The following is a 17,745-nucleotide window of genomic DNA, read 5'->3' as shown; positions in this document are numbered from 1 at the left end:
TCGGCGCAGACGCGGTGACACGGGCCGTCGCAGGGGTCCTGTCCGCGGTTCTGATGCCAGTATCGCCCCCACAGCGAAGCTCTCGACACTCCCGGTCGGCGCGCGTCAGAAGGTTGGAACCCTCAAGGCGCTCTGGGACGGCGCGCACGCTGGTGCTCTTCCACCGTGCTGCACCGTTTGCGTGCGGAGGGAACGATCATCGTGCTGATCAGCCATAAAATGCCGGAAATCATGCACTTGTGCGACCGTGTGACGGTGCTGCGCGAGGCGGAGCTTAAGGGCAAGGCGCTCAGTGACCCTGTCGTGCGTCAACCGATTGAAGCCGCAGGAAGACTGCTTACCAGCCGGACAGGCCTTGGGCGTGCAGCAGGGCTTCGAGCAGAAGGGCACAGAAATGCAGGAAGAGATAGCTGAGCGAGAGGCGGAACAACCGCCGCTCGGCGCGCTGATTGTCGGCTTCGGCCTGGTCTTCCGTGCGCCGGAACACCGCCCATGCGCCGATCAGAAAGCGCAGGTTCAGCACGCCCGCCACAGCCAGATAGACCGGCCCGCCGATCGAGGTCAGCCCCAGTGCCAGAGAGGTCGGGATCAGCACCAGCGTATAACCCAGAATATGACGGCGGGTTGAAGGGCGACCATGGGTTTCGGTCAGCATCGGCACGCCCGCGCGGCCGTAATCGGATTTCACGAACAGCGCCAAGGCCCAGAAATGCGGCGGCGTCCACATGAAGATCAACGCGAACATCAGGAGGCTGTCGACGGAGATGCCGCCCGTGGCGCAGGCCCAACCGATCATCGGCGGCAGCGCACCGGAGGCCCCGCCGATCACGATGTTCTGCGGCGTCGCGCGCTTCAGAAGAACCGAGTAGATCACGACATAGAAGAAGATGGTGAAGGCCAGAAGCCCGCCCGCGACCGGATTGGCGACCAGCGACAGCACGCCGACGGAGAGCACGGAGAGCACCAGCCCGAGCACGAGCGCCTCGCGCGGGGCCACCCGCCCCGCCGGGATCGGACGATTGGCGGTGCGGCGCATCTTGGCGTCGATGTCGGCATCCCACCACATATTGAGCGCGCCAGAGGCGCCACCGCCCAGCGCGATGCAGAGGATCGAGAGCACGGCGCGGATCGGGTCCATCGGCACGGGCGCGACCAGAAGGCCCACAAGCGCCGTGAACACCACTAGCGACATCACTCGCGGTTTCAGAAGAACGATATAATCGCCCGGCCGGGCCGGTCGGGGGTCGCTCATAGCCTGCGTGAGCGTCGGATCGGTGATCGTCTGCGTCCTCATCTCATGATGCCTTTGATATGTGCGCTGCATCCTTGGGATGCGTTTTGCCGTGTCATAGGACAGCCGCGGGGCGCGGGGCAAGATGTGAGAGCAAATTCTTGTGACACATCACGAAAGCGTGCGAATCCGCGCAAGCGACTCGATTTCATCCAAAAGTGCAACAGAAGCGCACAAATAAACATATTTTAAATATGTATCTTTTGACCGATGTCACAAATACGTGAGGATCGGCTTGAAAAACCAAGTTTCATGACCATGCGACAGAATGACACAGAGCACTATGCCGCAGCGCCGCGTTAGCGGATGACGCAACCGTGCCCGGCTCCGGGTTTCCGACCCGCCGCCGTGTCCGGAAAAGCTCATCAAGAGGCACGCACGCATTGCACACATCAACGAAAATACTGTTGGCACTGGCCGGCGCATTTGCGCTTTCCGGCTGCCAGTACGACGTTCTGTCGCCCCAGGGCTGGGTGGCGGGACAGGAACGCAACCTGCTTTTGATCGCGACGGGGCTGATGCTCATCGTGATCGTCCCGGTGCTGATCATGGCCGTGTACTTCCCGCTGAAGTACCGCGCCGACCGCAGTGACCAGTCCGATTACGATCCGACCTTCGAACATTCGACCAAGATCGAAGTCGCGGTCTGGGGCATTCCGATCCTGATCATCATCGCGCTGGGGTGGCTAACCTATGTCTACACCCACCGGCTCGACCCCTACCGCTCGCTCGATCACCTGAATGCGGGCGAACCGGTCGAGGTTCAGGCGGTGTCGCTCGACTGGAAATGGCTGTTCATCTACCCGGAATACGGTGTCGCCTCGGTCAACGAGCTGGCGATCCCGGAAGGCCGTCCGATCAATTTCCGCCTGACCTCCTCGACGGTGATGAACACCCTGTCGATTCCGGCTCTGGGCGGCATGGTCTATTCGATGACTGGCATGGAAACCAAGCTGCACCTGATCGCGGACAACACCGGCACCTTCTTTGGCCGGTCCGCACATTACTCCGGCCCGGGGTTCTCTCAGATGCATTTCGACACGCTCTCGATGACGGATGAAGATTTCAACGCCTGGATCGAGAAAGCCAAAGCCGAAGGCGGTGAGCTAACCCGCACCAGCTATCTGGCGCTCGAGAAACCGACCATAGACGAACCGGTGAGCTACTACGCCTCCGTCGAAGCCGGTTTGTTCGACCGCGTCGTCGAGATGTGCGTCGAAGAGGGCAAGGTCTGCATGGGTCACATGATGATGCAGGACGAGCTTGGCGGCGGTGGCCTCGAGGGTATCCCGGCGGCGAATGCCTACAGCTACGACCGTGCCCGCACCATCGACGGCTTCGGCAACCCGGTTGAACTGCCGGAACTGCCGACCCCGGATCTCGAAGCCTTCCACGAAGCCTTCTTCAACGATCCGGCGGCCATCTGCGGTCCCGAAATCATCAACGGCTACCTGAGCACGGAGAAAAAAGACAATGGCTGACGGATACGTGCAACCGGCCGAGACCTTCTCGCCGATCTTCGGGCGTCTGACGCTCGACTGGATCCCCTATCACGAACCGATCCTCATCGCGACCTTCGCAGGCGTGGCCCTTGGCGGGCTCGTCGTGCTGGCGCTGATGACCTATTTCAAACTCTGGGTGCCGCTGTGGCGGGACTGGGTGACGACGGTCGACCACAAGAAGATCGGCATCATGTATATGGTGCTGGGCTTCATCATGCTGATCCGCGGCTTTGCCGATGCGCTGATGATGCGGGCACAACAGGCGATGGCCGCAGGCGGGGCCGAAGGTTATCTGCCGCCGCACCACTTCGATCAGGTGTTCACCGCTCACGGCGTGATCATGATCTTCTTCGTGGCCATGGTGTTCATCACCGGGATCATGAACTATGTCATGCCGATGCAGATCGGCGCGCGCGACGTGGCCTTTCCGTTCCTGAACAACTTCTCGTTCTGGATGACGGTGTCGGGCGCGCTTCTGGTGAACATCTCGCTCTTCGTGGGCGAATTCGCCCGGGTCGGCTGGCTGGCCTTCCCGCCTCTGTCGGGGGCAAGTTACAGTACCGGACCGGGGATGGATTACTACCTCTGGGCGCTACAGATCGCAGGGGTCGGGACGACGCTGTCGGGCATCAACATGATCGCCACCGTGCTCAAGATGCGTGCGCCGGGCATGAAGCTCATGGACATGCCGATCTTCACCTGGACGACGCTGATCACCAACGTGCTGATCGTCGTGGCCTTCCCGGTGCTGACCGCCACCCTGTCGCTGCTGACGCTCGACCGCTATTTCGACTTCCGCTTCTTCACCAATGACTTTGGTGGCAACGCGATGATGTATATCAACCTGATCTGGATCTGGGGTCACCCCGAGGTCTATATCCTCATCATCCCCTGCTTCGGCGTGTTCTCGGAAATCGTGTCGACCTTCTCAGGCAAACCGATCTTCGGCTACAAGACGATGGTCTGGGCCACGGCCTGCATCATGGTACTGTCCTTCGTGGTGTGGCTGCACCACTTCTTCACCATGGGCTCCGGCGCCAACGTCAACACCTTCTTCGGCATCACCACGATGATCATCGCCGTGCCGACCGGTGTGAAGATCTTCAACTGGCTCTTCACCATGTACAAGGGCCGCGTGCGGCTTGAGGTTCCGATGCTCTGGACCATTGGCTTCCTGATCACCTTCACCATCGGTGGGATGACGGGTGTGCTGCTGGCCGTGCCGCCGGTCGACTTCCAGCTTCACAACACGCTCTTCCTGATTGCGCACTTCCATAACGTGATCATCGGCGGCGTGGTGTTTGCGGTCTATGCGGCGGTCTCCTACTGGTGGCCGAAAGCCTTCGGCTTCCGCATGAACGACAAATGGGGTCGCCGCAGCTTCTGGTTCTGGTTCACCGGTTTCTATGTCGCCTTCATGCCGCTCTATGCGCTTGGCCTGATGGGTGTGACCCGCCGGACCGCCACATACCCGGATGCGGGCTGGCAGCCCTATTTCATCGTCGCGGCCTTCGGTGCGGTGCTGATCCTTCTGGGCATCGTCTCGACCTTCATCAACTTCTACGTCTCGATCCGCGATCGCAAACAGCTCGCCTGTGGCACCGATCCGTGGGATGCGCGCACGCTGGAATGGGCGACCCAGTCCCCGCCCGCGCCGTATAACTTCCCGTTCGATCTTCAGATCACCGGGCGCGAGGCATTCTGGACGATGAAGCAACAGGGCTTCACCTGGCCGACCACCGGTTACAAACCGATCCATATGCCGAAAGGCACCGCCTTCGGTGTGCTGATCGCCGGTCTGGCGCTGGTGTTCGGCTTTGCCATGGTCTGGTACATCTGGTGGCTCGCGATCCTCGCCTTTGTCGGCATGATCGGCCTCGGGATTTTCCACACCTTCAACTACAAACGCGACTACTACATTCCCGCTGAGGAAGTGAGCGCGACGGAAGCAAAAGGAGCAGCGGCATGAGCCACTCCGCCCCCGCAAGTGTGAGCGTCGTCGACCACGACGTTCACCACCAGAGCCCCACCCCCATCGGGTTCTGGATCTACCTGATGAGCGACTGCATCATTTTCGGTTCGCTCTTCGCCACCTACGCGGTTCTCGGCGGCAGCTTTGCTGGCGGACCCGGCCCGAAGGATCTGTTCGAAGCGGGCTTCGTGGCCATCGAAACCGCGCTTCTGCTGATCTCCTCGATCACCTTCGGTCTCGCCATGCTGCGCGCCGACAAGAAGGACCAGAGCGGCACGCTGATGTGGCTGGCGATCACCGGCCTGTTCGGGGCTGGCTTCATCGCGATGGAACTCTATGAGTTCAATCACCTGATCCACATCGGCGCGGGTCCGAGCCGGTCGGCCTTCCTGTCGTCCTTCTTCGCCCTCGTCGGCACCCACGGGCTGCACGTCACGGGCGGGATCATCTGGCTCGTCACCCTGATGGTGCAGATCGCGAAACACGGTCTGGGCACGGCAAACATGCGCCGCCTCGGTGCGCTGTCGATGTTCTGGCACTTCCTCGATCTCGTGTGGATCGGTGTCTTCTCCTTTGTCTATCTGGTGAGGTTGGTCTGATGGGTCACGATACGCATTCCGCACACGGGCACGATCACGGGCATGACGACCACGGCTCCGGCCACGGCACCATGTCGCAACTGATGATCGGTTTCGCGCTGGCCGCGATCCTGACCATCGTGCCCTTCGGTCTCGTCATGGGCGAGGTGGAAATGAGCCGCACCACGCTGATCGGCATCATCATGGCCTTTGCCGCCGTGCAGATCATCGTGCATCTGGTGTTCTTCCTGCATCTGAACACCTCCTCGGAAGAGGGCAGCACCTTCATGGCGACCGTGCTCGCCGTGATCATCCTGTTCATCGTTCTGGCAGGCTCGCTCTGGGTCATGCACAACATGAACGAGAACATGATGCCGAAACACGACATGGAGCAGCAGCTCGAACAGATGAAGAGCCTTCAGTCCCAGCAGGGCTGATCTTCTCTGACATAAACTTTCGCCGGGGCCCGCGTGGCCCCGGCTTGCTATCAAGGGGACCCTTCATGCGCCTGCGCCTTCTCATCGTCCTGATCCTCGCCGCCCTCGGCATCGCCGGGTTCTCAAGCCTCGGCATCTGGCAGGTCAACCGCCTTCACTGGAAGCTCGACCTGATCGAGCGGGTCGAGGCCCGTATCCATGCCGCCCCCGTCCCTGCCCCCGGCCCGAACCTTTGGCCTACGATCGCCCGCGAGACAGACGAATACACCCGCGTCACCCTCACCGGCACCTTTCTCAACGAGGACGAGGTGCTGATCTATACACCTTCGGATTTCGGCCCCGGGATGTGGGTGCTGACGCCGCTGCAATTGGCGGATGGCGCCATCGTCATGGTCAACCGGGGTGTGGTGCCACAGGACCGCGCCCTGTCCGGCGAGTTCAGCCATGTCGACGGCGAAACCACCGTCACCGGGCTTTTGCGGATCACTGAGGACAAGGGCTGGCTGTTCTCGCAGGACAACGATCCTGAAAACAACCGCTGGTATCGCCGCGACATCGCCTCGATCGCCGCAGCGAAAGGCTTCACGCAAGCCGCCCCCTATTTCGTCGATCAGGAGCTGACCGACCCCACCGGCTGGCCCCGCGGCGGACAGACCGTGGTGAGCTTCCGCAACGCCCATCTGAGCTATGCGCTGACGTGGTTCTCGCTGGCCGTCGTGGTGGCGCTTGGCACCGCCCTCGTCCTGCGCCACGAGCTGCGCCGCAAGTCCTGAGCGGTGCTCATACGGGCACAGGAACGGCGACAGCGCATGAAACGGGGCCGGTGAGTTTTTACCGGCATCGTCGCTCCGGCTGGCGGGCCAGCCTTCAGATCATGGCAAACGAAAAGAGAAAGGGCGGGTCAGAGCAATCCGAACGCGTCCCGCCCCGGACAGAAGAGCCGCCGCTTCTGCGATGCCATCCGCCCCCGCACCTGCGGATCAGCACCGCCTCAAGGAGCGTTCTTCGGTCTGCGATCCACCGTCTCTTCGAAAGCGGAGTTTGGTTTGACAGACCCACTTTCGGCGAGACAAAGAAACGCCCGCGCCACCCCTTCGAACCCATCCGCAGCGGCCACCGACGCTGCCGTCAGCAACTCATACTGGAAGGCCCTCAGACCTCTCGTATGGGCATTCTCATCGAATTTTGACGGTTGCGCCTGTTTCATGAGGCTCGTCCATCCACGGTTGGGTCACGCGTGAGGTCCCGAAGCACATGTCGGAATGCGTCTTCAAACTCCGGAACCGGGTTTCGGGTCTGCGGAAGAGTCATCGTCGCGACGGACCACAGTCCCCCGACACGCTCTCCCCCAGAAGGCACTGGACCGGACATGCAAGAGAATGCCGTCCAGAACAGAGGTTCGGAAAATGAGCCGAAGCTCATTTTCCTGTTTGCGAAGGTCGTCCGGCAACGTGGTTACGCCTCACCGGAATTGTCGAGAAGCCCGCCAAGAAGATCGTCGCCCCCCGTCAGGCCTCCCAGCAACCCATCGGTCGCTCCCCCGAGAAGCCCGCCGACCAGCCCCTCGTCGCCCAACACGGTATCGAGCAGACCACCCACGAGGCCGTCTTCGCCGGTGAGACCGCCCAGAAGGCCGTCCGTCGCCCCTCCGAGCACACCGCCCAGCAAGCCGTCATCACCGGTCAGGCCGCCAAGCAAGCCGTCATCACCGGTCAGGCCGCCAAGCAGATCGGTCCCGCCAAGCAGACCGCCCAGCAAACCATCGTCGCCAAGCACGGTATCGAGAAGGCCATCCACGAGGCCGTCTTCGCCGGTGAGACCGCCCAGAAGGCCGTCCGTCGCCCCTCCGAGCACACCGCCCAGCAAGCCGTCATCACCGGTCAGGCCGCCAAGCAAGCCGTCATCACCGGTCAGGCCGCCAAGCAGATCGGTCCCGCCAAGCAGACCGCCCAGCAAACCATCGTCGCCAAGCACGGTATCGAGAAGGCCATCCACGAGGCCGTCTTCGCCGGTGAGACCGCCCAGAAGGCCGTCCGTCGCCCCTCCGAGCACACCGCCCAGCAAGCCGTCATCACCGGTCAGGCCGCCAAGCAGGTCGGTCCCGCCAAGCAGACCGCCCAGCAAACCATCGTCACCAGTCAGGCCGCCGAGCAGACCCTCATCCCCCAGGACCCCGCCCAGAAGCCCACCTTCGCTGCCGCCGGTTTCATCGGTTGCGCCGAGCAGGCCGGTGCCGATCAAATCGCCCACAAGCCCATCCGCCCCGGTGACATCCCCGAGCAAACCATTATTGCCGACCAGATCGCCCAGAAGCCCTTCGGAGCCCGTTACATCGCCAAGCAAGCCGCTGTTGCCCGTCAGCCCACCGAGCAGACCGGTATCGGACACCAACGCATCCAGCAGCCCTGTGTCCTCGCTCACAATGCCATCGCCGAGAATCGGTTGCCCCAAAAGCGCGGTCCCGAGGTCGCCGAGCAGCCCGTCGGCGCCGACGAGATCGCCCAGCAGTCCTTCGGACCCCGTGATATCGCCCAGCAAACCGTTATTGCCCGTCAAATCCCCCAGGAGACCTTCATCCCCGATCAGCGGATCCAGGAAGCCCTGCTGCGCCCCATCCGTCGGGTCGGTGCTATCCGTCGGATCGGTGCTGTCCGTCGGGTCGGTGCTGTCCGTCGGATCGGTGCTATCCGTCGGGTCGGTGCTGTCCGTCGGGTCGGTGCTGTCCGTCGGATCGGTGCTATCCGTCGGGTCGGTGCTATCCGTCGGGTCGGTGCTGTCCGTCGGGTCGGTGCTGTCCGTCGGGTCGGTGCTGTCCGTCGGGTCGGTGCTGTCCGTCGGATCGGTGCTATCCGTCGGGTCGGTGCTATCCGTCGGGTCGGTGCTGTCCGTCGGGTCGGTGCTGTCCGTCGGTCGGTGCTGTCCGTCGGGTCGGTGCTGTCCGTCGGGTCGGTGCTGTCCGTCGGATCGGTGCTGTCCGTCGGGTCGGTGCTGTCCGTCGGGTCGGTGCTGTCCGTCGGATCGGTGCTGTCCGTCGGGTCGGTGCTGTCCGTCGGGTTATCCCCACCGCCACCGCCACCGGAAGCCAGCAGACCAAGGCCGAGTGCGCCAAATGCCGCCGCGGCCAGAGCCTGATCGGACATGCCCGTCCCCAACCCGGCCGCAGCGATCGCGCCTTCGGCCCCCATCACCGTTCCGTCTGCGAAAACCAGACTGTGCAGGGAGTCATTCTCTGCCGGAGTATAGAAATCATTGACCAGAATCTGCCCCCCGCTCTTCAGATCAATGATCAGATCATCCCCTTTGCGGGTGTAGCGAAGCACATCTTCGCGCAGCACATCAAGGTGAATGCCGATTTCCTGTCCCGCTTGAATGGAGCTGGTGGCCATGTGTCTGTCTCCTCATTCTTGCCGGGCTCCCATTGCCCAAACAAAAGCATTAGTTACATCTAAAGTATATATCCTTACTCCAAAAGACCTAGTCAAACGAATAATTGCAATTTTTGACAGAGAACGCATTGTTTCCATTTTCGTCCGGCGGTTTCCGCCATAAAAAAAGGCCCCGTCACCGACGGAGCCTTTGAGTTTACCGCGTGGTCGCGGATCAGATCAGCCCATCGTCTGTAAGATCGAGGCCGGACAAAAGGCCATCATCCCCGAGCAGACCGCCAAGCAAGCCGTCCTCGCCACCGAGCAGACCGCCGACAAGACCATCGTCCCCAAGCAAGCCATCGGTCAGACCGCCCAGAAGACCATCGCCTTCGGTGCCATCGCCGAGAAGGCCGACGCCAAGAAGATCGCCCACAAGCCCGTCCGCCCCGGTAACATCGCCAAGCAGACCCTCGTCACCGATCACATCGCCCAGCAATCCTTCGGAGCCCGTCACATCGCCCAGCAGGCCGGAATTCCCGGTCACGTCCCCGAGAAGACCGCCATCGGCAATCACCGGGTCCAACAGGCCATCTTCGGCACCTGCGGTCTCGAGCACACCGTCCACGATGCCGGAAACACCGCCCAGAAGCCCGTCCTCGCCGCCAAGCAGACCTCCGAGGAGACCATCGTCACCGGTCAGGCCACCAAGCAGACCATCTTCGCCACCAAGGAGCCCGCCAAGAAGGCCATCATCCCCGGTCAATCCGCCAAGCAAGCCATCCTCGCCGCCCAGAAGGCCACCGAGCAGGCCGTCATCGCCACCAAGGAGCCCACCGAGAAGGCCATCGTCACCGGTCAATCCGCCAAGCAAGCCATCTTCGCCGCCCAGAAGGCCACCCAGCAGGCCGTCATCGCCACCAAGAAGACCTCCCACAAGGCCATCTTCGCCGGTCAGCCCGCCAAGCAGACCATCTTCGCCCCCGAGAAGACCGCCGAGCAGACCGTCATCACCGGTCACGCCGCCCAGAAGCCCGTCTTCACCAAGGAGGCCACCGACGAGGCCGTCCTCACCGATCACGCCGTCAAGCAGACCGCCGACAAGGCCCTCGTCGCCCAACAGGCCACCCACCAGGGAGTTGTCGCCGAGCAGACCGTCCAAAAGACCGCCGGGGCCGGTAATCCCGGACAGCAGCCCGCCCACGAGGCCGCTCGGAGCCAAGAGACCGCCAACGAGACCATTTTCGTCAAGCAGGCCACCGACAAGACCGTCTTCTGCAAGCAGACCACCGACAAGACCGTCTTCGGTCAGCAGGCCACCGACAAGACCGGTGTCGCCCAACAGCGCGGAGGTGAGGCCGGTGGAGCCGAGCAGACCTCCCAGCAGGCCGCTGCTGTCCGTCAGGACCGAGGTCACGCTGGACAGCGGGTCGTCGCTGACCGAGGAGCCGTCGCCCAGAAGGCCACTGCCCGTCAAAGCACCGAGCAGGCCACCGGCGCCGGTGATGGCGCTCAGAAGACCGTCGTTGCCGATCAGATCGCCCAAAAGCCCTTCGGAGCCGGTGATCGCCCCGAGGGTGCCCTCGTTGCCGGTCAAGCCACCAAGAAGGCCCTCGTCTCCGACCAGGGAATCGAGCACGCCAGCTTCCGCCGTATCCGTCGGATCCGGTTCGTCCGTCGGGCCCGGCTCATCCGTCGGGCCGGGTTCATCCGTCGGCCCCGGCTCATCGGTCGGATTGTCGTCATCGTCATCATCGTTTCCGCCTCCGAGACTCGCGCCCCCCGCCAAAAGTGCGGCGCCGAACGCGGCCGCAACGGCACCGACATCATCCGGAATGATCCCCGCACCGAGGCCAACAGCCTCTTCTTCACCGTCAAAAATTCCTTCGACCCCGCTGAAGGACCCGTCCGCCAGCATCAGCCGGTGGGCGCTGCCATCGGCCGCAGGCATGTAAAAGTCGCTGACCGTAATCCGGTCTCCGCCTTTCAGTTCGACGACGAGATCGTCCCCGGATTTGATGTAGCGGCTGATGTCGCCCTTCTCAGCGCCGATCATCACATCGACAGCAGCGTTTGCCTTAACAACGGTTTTGGCCATTTTAACGTCCTCTGGTGGTTCGGGCCGGAAACGGCCGAAAGATCACGGGGGAGCATTACACCCCTTTGGCTATGGTCATACACTATACTTTAGTTCGATCAATATACGTAAGGATATATTATACAGAAAGTCTTAGAAAAATGTTGTAGCAAAACCACGGCACAAGCTTGTTTCGGGCTAGGCTCTGCGCCAATACTAAAGAAGATATGCGACTGTTCACCCCTGCGAAACGATTGCGGCGAAATGTTTGCCAAAAGCGTTTCTCTCCAATCCCCCGAACAAGCTCCCCAACGCAGATCACACGGATCGAGACATCAAGAAGAGGGCGCCCATCGTGACCGATTCCCCCGCGCCGGACAAAGGCCAGACACCCCCGGAAACACCCGCCGCTGCACTCCGGGACACGAACGAGGCCCAGCTCGCGGCACAAAATGCCACGCGTCCCGTTCTTCAGACCATCGCCCGCATGATCGCAACCGACCGCCGGCCCGCGGCTTTGCTGTCGGAGACGGCCAAACTGCTTCTCGCCAACGCCGCCGCCAGGCAACTTGGCCTGAGCGAAGATGTCCTGCGGCACAAACTCGACTGGCCTCTGCTGTGTCAGCAGGCCCTGCGGGCGGGCAGTGTCGCCCTTTCGCTCAAGGTCGACGCCACCTCTCACGCCGGGGAACTCGTGCACCTTCCGCTCAACGGGGCGAACGGCTTTCTGTTGCGTCTGGCGGAAACGGAGCAGGAATCCACCTGGCTTGAGAACCGGGCACGCGCCGCGACCCTGCTGCGGGTTGCACATGACTTGCGCACGCCCATCCAATCTCTTCTCGCAACGGCAGATGCGGTCCTCGATACGACCGGAGACAGCCCGCGGCAGGACATCGGCACCACCCGTGCGCAGCTCCATGCCTCGGCGGAACGCGCCCTCGATCACATCAATAATGTGCTTGCGGTCATCCGGGGCGAACAAAGCGCGAGCGGGTTGCAGCAGGACGAAGATTTTTGCCTCATGGAAGAGATCCGCGCCATTCTTGCGATGATCTTTCCGATCGCCAAAACCAAGCAGACGGAAATCCGGGTGCGATTTGAACCGGCGGAGGATATATGGGTCAATGGGCCCGTGCGTTTCGTCCGCGCCCTGTGTCAGAACATCTTCGACAATGCCGTCAAACATGGCGGGCCACGCGTCGAGATCACGGTCCGCTGCGAGGCCCTTTTTGCCACGCCCGCCCCCGATGCCCAGACGGGCTGGCGCATCGTTCTGGACGTCCAGGATTTGGGTGGCGGCCTGCCGGATGACCAAAAGCTTCGCTTGCGTCGCGCGCTCGGCCCGAAAAGCATTGATCTGAAAGGCCAAGAGGAAACCGGCGAACCGCCCAGCACGCCCCCGGAACGCACCTCTGCCGGCCTGAATGTTCTCGCCCATGCCCTGCATCAACTGGGAGGGCGCATCACCGTGCGGGACCGCTACCGGAACGCAACGGAAGATTCCGCCGAACATGCGGAGATCATCGGCACGACGATCACGGCGAGCTTCGATCTCAACTGGGCTGAACCGCGGCTCAAAACCGAACCCGAGAAGGCCGGCGCGACCACGACACTTCTGCGGGGCATCTCCGTCCTGCTGGTCGAGGACAGCCCCTCAAGCCGTGACTGGCTCACGCATATTTTGCGCAAGGGCGGCGCGACCGTCTACGCTGCGGGCAATGGCATGGAGGCGCTGGCCCTGCTGGCCCAGGAAGAGCGTCAGAAAGACATTGATCTCATTCTCACCGACATGACCCTGCCGTTCATGAGCGGCGTCGAACTGGCCCGGCGCATCCGGGAAAAACTCCGGAGCGGTCGCCTAAAGTGGTCCGGCTCGATTGTGGGGCTGACGGCCCATATCGACGCGCGCATCCGAAAAGCCTGTCAGGAGGCCGGAATTGTCCGTGTTCTCGACAAGCCCATTCGTCCACAGCTACTTCTGAAAGCCCTCAAGGACGTCACCGAAAGCACGAAATCTCAGACCGGAACATGCCCCCCTGCCGTCCCGACACAGGAGAGCAGCCCGCCCTCCACCTGTGGCATTCTGGCTCTGGATACGGTTCACGACCTGACGGATCAACTCGGGGTTGAAGGCACCAAATCCTTTATGCTCAGGGCGCATGAGGAAGCCCGCGCAATTCTCGAAAGCATTCGGGAAGACGGCATCACAGCGGACACCGGTCGGCGCCTTCATGCGGCAACGGGGGCCTGTGGTCTGACCGGACTGGCCGCCATAGAAAAAAACTTGCGGGCCCTGGAACTTGCCGTCGACGAAAGGCATTCTAATCTTAACGCACTGGCTGCTTCCTTTGAAAACGCTTTGGACTCGACTTTTCAGGCGATTGAGGAAATAAGCTCACGACCACAAGCACAAGGGTGAATACATTTTTGAACATTGACACAAAGCACGGCGCACTCTCTCTGCCGGGAGATCTTGCGCACGCCCCTGGTGAAAAAAATAATATCAGCAACAGCGCCCCAACCCCATCGCAGAGAGATATGACACAATCTGAACCCACCAAACTTCGCATTCTGATTGCCGACGATCACGCAATGGTCCTTGAGATGTTCAAGCAATACCTCTCAAACCTGCCGGATATGGAAGCTCACACAGCGCCGGATCTCGATGCAGCCGTGGCGGAAATCGACCGCAATGGCGCTTTCGATCTCGTGCTTGTCGATCTCAACATGCCCGGCATGAACGGAGTGTCCGGCTTGGGGAAAGCTCTGGAACACAACGCGGGCAAACCCGTCGGCCTCCTGACCAGCAACCCTTCCTCGCATGTCGTTTCGGAAATCCTGTCTCTGGGCGGCGCCGGTGTGATCCTCAAGACGGCCTCTCTGAAAGACCTGGCCAATGAAATCCGCTTCATGGCCGCCGGTGGACGCTATGTTCCCGTCGAACTGATCGACCAGAAAAGAGTCAAATCGCGCGAAACCGGCAATGCCACCCTGTCCGACCGCGAAATGGCAGTGCTCGATCTTCTGTCCGAGGGCAAGCAGAACCGTGACATCGGCGAAACTCTGGGCATCGCGGAAGCCACCGTGAAGATGCACGTCAAATCCATCTGTTCGAAACTGGGCGCCAACAACCGGACACAGGCGGTGATTGTGGCGCGCGACATGAACCTGATCTGACACCGCAGCCAGACAAGGATCTAACAGGGATCGTCCGCGGAGGCTGAGCCTCAGCGGACGATTTTGTTTGCTGGCACAGGCCGTTGCAAGCCGATGAGGGGGAAACGATCAGGCTTAAAGTTCACGGAGGGGCGAACTTTTGCGGGCTGGGGGCCTGACCTGTTCAGTGGTGAGATGAATCATCATCGGCTTGCAACGTCTCGAGTATGCCCATCGGGCAACGGCTGAGGAGGGTGTCGTCACTGGCTCCGAGATCCTGAAGCCGGGCACCATCCACCCACATTTCCGTTGCGATGGCCAAAATACGAATGCCGGGCACCATCCGGCGAATTTGGTAACATACGTCCGCAGTGTCTTCTGGCGACCCGAAGAAATCTTCATCAATCACCAGCGCCTCAAGACATCCTGCAAATTGGCGCACCATAGTCAGGGCTCTGCTCTCTTCTTGCGACCGTAAAAGGCATGCTTTCCACCCGGTGCCGGGATGGCTCAATTCATAGGGCAGATGCAGCCAGTCTGCCAAAACCAGCATGAGACGTTCTTTCGGCGCCTTCGCAAAAAGCGCGCCTTGGGTGACGGACGGGATGACAATCTGGGGCTGGTACATACCGGATCTCATTTCTCTCGTTCGTGACAGGGACGAATCACACGCATCTAAATCATGTCTTTAGGTTAGGTCTATATCTTAAGTATGTATACTTTTTTCTCTTTTGGGGTGGCATATTTTCTGCCAACAGGCTTTTCTGGAAGCCGCCACATAAAGAGAACAGACATGACCAAGCCCACAATCGTCTTCGCCGGCTCCGTCTACCCCGGGCAATTCGGCGGGCTCTGCGATTATCTGCGCAGCAATGGCCTGGCAGACAGCTATTTCCTGACCACACCGGGGTATCGAAACAAGAATCTGCACCACGGGCCGCATATTCTGGGCTTTACCCCCGACGGCAAAATCGTCGGACCGCAAAGCTATTACTATTCGGCAAAGGTCGAGCGTTCCGCGCGTATTTCACGCGGGCTCCTGAAGGCGCTCAAAACCTTCGAGACACATAAGAAGATCGACGTCGTGGTCACACATTCGCTGTGGGGCGCACCGCATTTCCTTTACGATGAGATCGACGCCGCGATTGTCAGTTATATCGAATTCCCGAGCTATCGTGCGCATGGCTGGGACCCGTCCTACCCGCCAGACGAGGCGCAACGGATCGGCGATCGCAACATGGAAATGCTGCATTTCCACCAGGCGCTGTGCAGCGATCTGGTGATCTGCCCGAGCCATCATGCCAAATCCATGTTCCCGCAGGCCCTGCGATCGAATATCGAAGTGCAGCTCGAAGGGTTCGATTTCGCCTCCGATCCGACACCGGAGCCTGCGGACGCCCCGCGCCCCTTCACCATCGGCTTTTCCGCGCGCGATCTGTCGAGCGCGAAAGGCTTCGAGACCTATGTGCGCCTCGTGGACCAGCTTGTCGCGCGCGGCGTCGAGGCCGAGTTCATCGCTCTGGGAGACGCCGAGGCCACAACCTACGGCTTTGAAGCGCAATGGGTCGCGCGTCACTACGACGGGGCCGTGGCCTCGTTCCGCGATCACCTTTTGCGCGTCTACCCTCATGCGGCAGAGAAGATCCGCTTCCCCGGCAAGCTGCCTTACGATGAGTTCGTCCGCGAAATCTCCGGGATCGACCTGTTTCTCTATCCGCTCAAATACGGTGTGGCGAATTGGGGGCTGGTGGAAATCCTCGGACGGGGCGGCTGTGTGATCGCCCCGGATCGCGGCTATGCCGCCGAGCTCATTCAGGATGACGTCAACGGACGGCTTCTGCCAGATGACGATGCGGCGTGGATCGCGGAAATCCTTGCCCTGATGGACGACCCGGCACGCCGCTACCGCTATGGCACCGCGGCGCGCCAATTGGCCCGACAGGCCTACAGCCTGGCCGCCGTCGCCCCGCGCTACATGCGGCTCTTCCGCCTCGCGATGGACAACCGGCGCGCCCGTTCGGCAGGTTAGAAACGGGTGCTGATGCTGAACCCGAAGGCCTGGGTCTCGTCCCCGTCTTCCTGTTCCAGTGGCTTGGCCAGATAAAGCGACACGGGCGTGTTTCCGACATCGAGCGTCAGGGTCAGCCCCACACTCGTGCGCCGATGCCAACCGTCGTCGATGCCTCCCGACAGGGTATTGTCCAGCCCCCAGGCCGCCCCGCTGTCGAGGAAGACGCCGCCGCGCAGAGGGGCATTCCAGACATCGCCGAATTCCTGTTGCAGCTCCAGAGACCCGACAAAGAACTGATTGCCGCCTAGGGCATCGCCGCTGTCGCGCGGCCCGATCCCGCGCGGCGCAAAGCCGCGAAAGGTGTTCGCGCCGGGGAAATAGCGGTCGATCCCCCGCGTGTCATTGTCGTCCAGCCCATGAACCTTGCCGCCGTTCAGCCCGACCAGAAGGCTCAACCCGTCCGCGAGCGGCAGCGTGGCATTGGCCTGAACCCGGGTGTCGAGCAGGCGCTCATCGGAACCGTAATTCCAGAGGTACTGGTCGAGCCGAAGGCGATAGGCCCCCTGCCCGCCGAAGATCGGCTCACCGTAGGACAGCGACATATGCAGGAAAGGCTCGGAAATGCTGTCCGTCTCCTCCTGAACCAACAGCGCGCTCGCCCCGGCCTCGACATCGAAAAGCCGATAGTCGCGATAGCCGATCCCGGTCTCGATCCGAAGCGCATCGGATGGCGTCCAGGCGACAAAGACCTCGCCCAGGATTTGCTCCTGCGTGTAGCTGACATCGTCATACTCGCGCCGCATCGCCGAGAAGCGCAGCCCCAGATCGGTGTGAGCGTCAAAAGCATCCGCACGATAGAGCGCACCGGAAATCCGCTCCACCTCGTCATTGTAATCGAGGCTCAGCGTCGCGAAGGTTTTCGGCAGGAAATTGTACTGCTCGAAAGCGAGGCTCCCCAGAAGCCCGTCCTGCGAGTCGTAAGCCAGCATGGCTTCGATCTTGCCCGGACGAGTGTTGAGTTCCTGCACCTCGATCACCAGCGTCTGCGCCTCGGTATAAAGGCGCACAGTTTCGAACACCCCGGTCGACATCAGACAGCCCTCGATGGCACGCAACTCAAGCGCGGAATAGGCCACCCCGGCCTCAACGCCACAGGTGGCCTGAATGTCGTCGGCGGGAATGAATTCCGCCCCCCGCACCTCGACGACCTGAGCCACGTTCGACCAGGCCGGCAGGCCGGACAACACGGTGCCGCTGAGCACCGCGCAGCAGGTGGCAAGCGCACCGAAAGAACCGGGACGGCCAAAGCGAAGGCCTTGTTTGAACTGCAACACGTTGGGAACTCTCTTCGTCAGA

The 17,745-nt window shown here is 61.5% G+C and carries 15 protein-coding genes; 8 read left to right on the top strand and 7 right to left on the bottom strand.

All coding sequences use genetic code 11. From position 1 onward, the window contains the following. Positions 1-337: 337 nt before the first annotated feature. Positions 338-1,294, bottom strand: coding sequence for a heme o synthase (gene cyoE / locus CEW89_RS00600; RefSeq protein ID WP_425321017.1), 957 nt, complete (start codon positions 1,292-1,294; stop codon positions 338-340). Between the two features lie 404 nt (positions 1,295-1,698). Here cyoE and cyoA point away from each other — a divergent pair, with 404 nt between their 5' ends. From cyoA to CEW89_RS00575, 5 genes are all read left to right on the top strand, one after another. Beyond that, positions 1,699-2,772, top strand: a complete 1,074-nt coding sequence (gene cyoA, locus CEW89_RS00595; protein WP_244906125.1) for a ubiquinol oxidase subunit II — start codon at positions 1,699-1,701, stop codon at positions 2,770-2,772. Then, positions 2,765-4,762, top strand: coding sequence for a cytochrome o ubiquinol oxidase subunit I (cyoB, locus tag CEW89_RS00590; RefSeq protein WP_096804517.1), 1,998 nt, complete (start codon positions 2,765-2,767; stop codon positions 4,760-4,762). The genes cyoA and cyoB overlap by 8 nt, the downstream gene beginning before the upstream one ends. Further along, positions 4,759-5,364 carry a cytochrome o ubiquinol oxidase subunit III gene (gene cyoC, locus CEW89_RS00585; RefSeq protein ID WP_066711263.1) on the top strand — a complete coding sequence of 202 codons (606 nt, stop codon included), beginning with the start codon at positions 4,759-4,761 and terminating at the stop codon, positions 5,362-5,364. The genes cyoB and cyoC overlap by 4 nt, the downstream gene beginning before the upstream one ends. Further along, the gene (gene cyoD / locus CEW89_RS00580; RefSeq protein WP_096804516.1) at positions 5,364-5,780 is read left to right on the top strand and encodes a cytochrome o ubiquinol oxidase subunit IV; all 417 of its coding nucleotides are present in this window, start codon (positions 5,364-5,366) and stop codon (positions 5,778-5,780) included. The genes cyoC and cyoD overlap by 1 nt, the downstream gene beginning before the upstream one ends. Positions 5,781-5,845: 65 nt before the next feature. Next, positions 5,846-6,553, top strand: a complete 708-nt coding sequence (locus CEW89_RS00575) for an SURF1 family protein (protein WP_096804515.1) — start codon at positions 5,846-5,848, stop codon at positions 6,551-6,553. A 218-nt stretch (positions 6,554-6,771) separates the two neighbouring features. On the opposite strand, the gene CEW89_RS00570 is transcribed toward CEW89_RS00575, so the two are convergent. The 4 genes from CEW89_RS00570 to CEW89_RS00555 form a co-directional block, all read right to left on the bottom strand. Then, positions 6,772-6,987, bottom strand: a complete 216-nt coding sequence (locus tag CEW89_RS00570) for a hypothetical protein (protein WP_096804514.1) — start codon at positions 6,985-6,987, stop codon at positions 6,772-6,774. Positions 6,988-7,235: 248 nt separating this feature from the next. Further along, complete coding sequence (locus CEW89_RS00565) at positions 7,236-8,336, bottom strand: hypothetical protein (protein WP_096804513.1); 1,101 nt, start codon at positions 8,334-8,336, stop codon at positions 7,236-7,238. 26 nt (positions 8,337-8,362) lie between these two features. Beyond that, entirely contained in the window at positions 8,363-9,166 is an 804-nt protein-coding gene (locus CEW89_RS20625) for a BapA/Bap/LapF family prefix-like domain-containing protein (protein WP_244906124.1), read from the bottom strand. A 214-nt stretch (positions 9,167-9,380) separates the two neighbouring features. Next, entirely contained in the window at positions 9,381-11,243 is a 1,863-nt protein-coding gene (locus tag CEW89_RS00555) for a BapA prefix-like domain-containing protein (protein ID WP_096804512.1), read from the bottom strand. A gap of 334 nt (positions 11,244-11,577) precedes the next feature. Here CEW89_RS00555 and CEW89_RS00550 point away from each other — a divergent pair, with 334 nt between their 5' ends. Beyond that, positions 11,578-13,641, top strand: a complete 2,064-nt coding sequence (locus CEW89_RS00550) for a hybrid sensor histidine kinase/response regulator (RefSeq protein WP_096804511.1) — start codon at positions 11,578-11,580, stop codon at positions 13,639-13,641. Positions 13,642-13,760: 119 nt separating this feature from the next. Next, positions 13,761-14,399: a response regulator transcription factor gene (locus tag CEW89_RS00545; RefSeq protein WP_066705333.1), complete on the top strand. Its 639-nt coding sequence runs from the start codon at positions 13,761-13,763 to the stop codon at positions 14,397-14,399. A 163-nt stretch (positions 14,400-14,562) separates the two neighbouring features. Here CEW89_RS00545 and CEW89_RS00540 read toward each other — a convergent pair whose 3' ends face one another. Beyond that, positions 14,563-15,006, bottom strand: coding sequence for a hypothetical protein (locus CEW89_RS00540; protein ID WP_096804510.1), 444 nt, complete (start codon positions 15,004-15,006; stop codon positions 14,563-14,565). Positions 15,007-15,171: 165 nt separating this feature from the next. On the opposite strand from CEW89_RS00540, the gene CEW89_RS00535 reads away from it, so the two are divergent. Beyond that, positions 15,172-16,407: a glycosyltransferase gene (locus CEW89_RS00535; RefSeq protein ID WP_066705337.1), complete on the top strand. Its 1,236-nt coding sequence runs from the start codon at positions 15,172-15,174 to the stop codon at positions 16,405-16,407. Here CEW89_RS00535 and CEW89_RS00530 read toward each other — a convergent pair. Beyond that, positions 16,404-17,723, bottom strand: a complete 1,320-nt coding sequence (locus CEW89_RS00530) for a BamA/TamA family outer membrane protein (RefSeq protein ID WP_096804509.1) — start codon at positions 17,721-17,723, stop codon at positions 16,404-16,406. The two genes, CEW89_RS00535 and CEW89_RS00530, sit on opposite strands and share 4 nt — an antisense overlap. Positions 17,724-17,745 lie beyond the last annotated feature (22 nt).

The organism is Celeribacter ethanolicus (assembly GCF_002407265.1).
GTDB classification, from domain to species: Bacteria; Pseudomonadota; Alphaproteobacteria; order Rhodobacterales; family Rhodobacteraceae; genus Celeribacter; species Celeribacter ethanolicus.
This window is presented reverse-complemented; position numbering and strand designations above follow the sequence as displayed.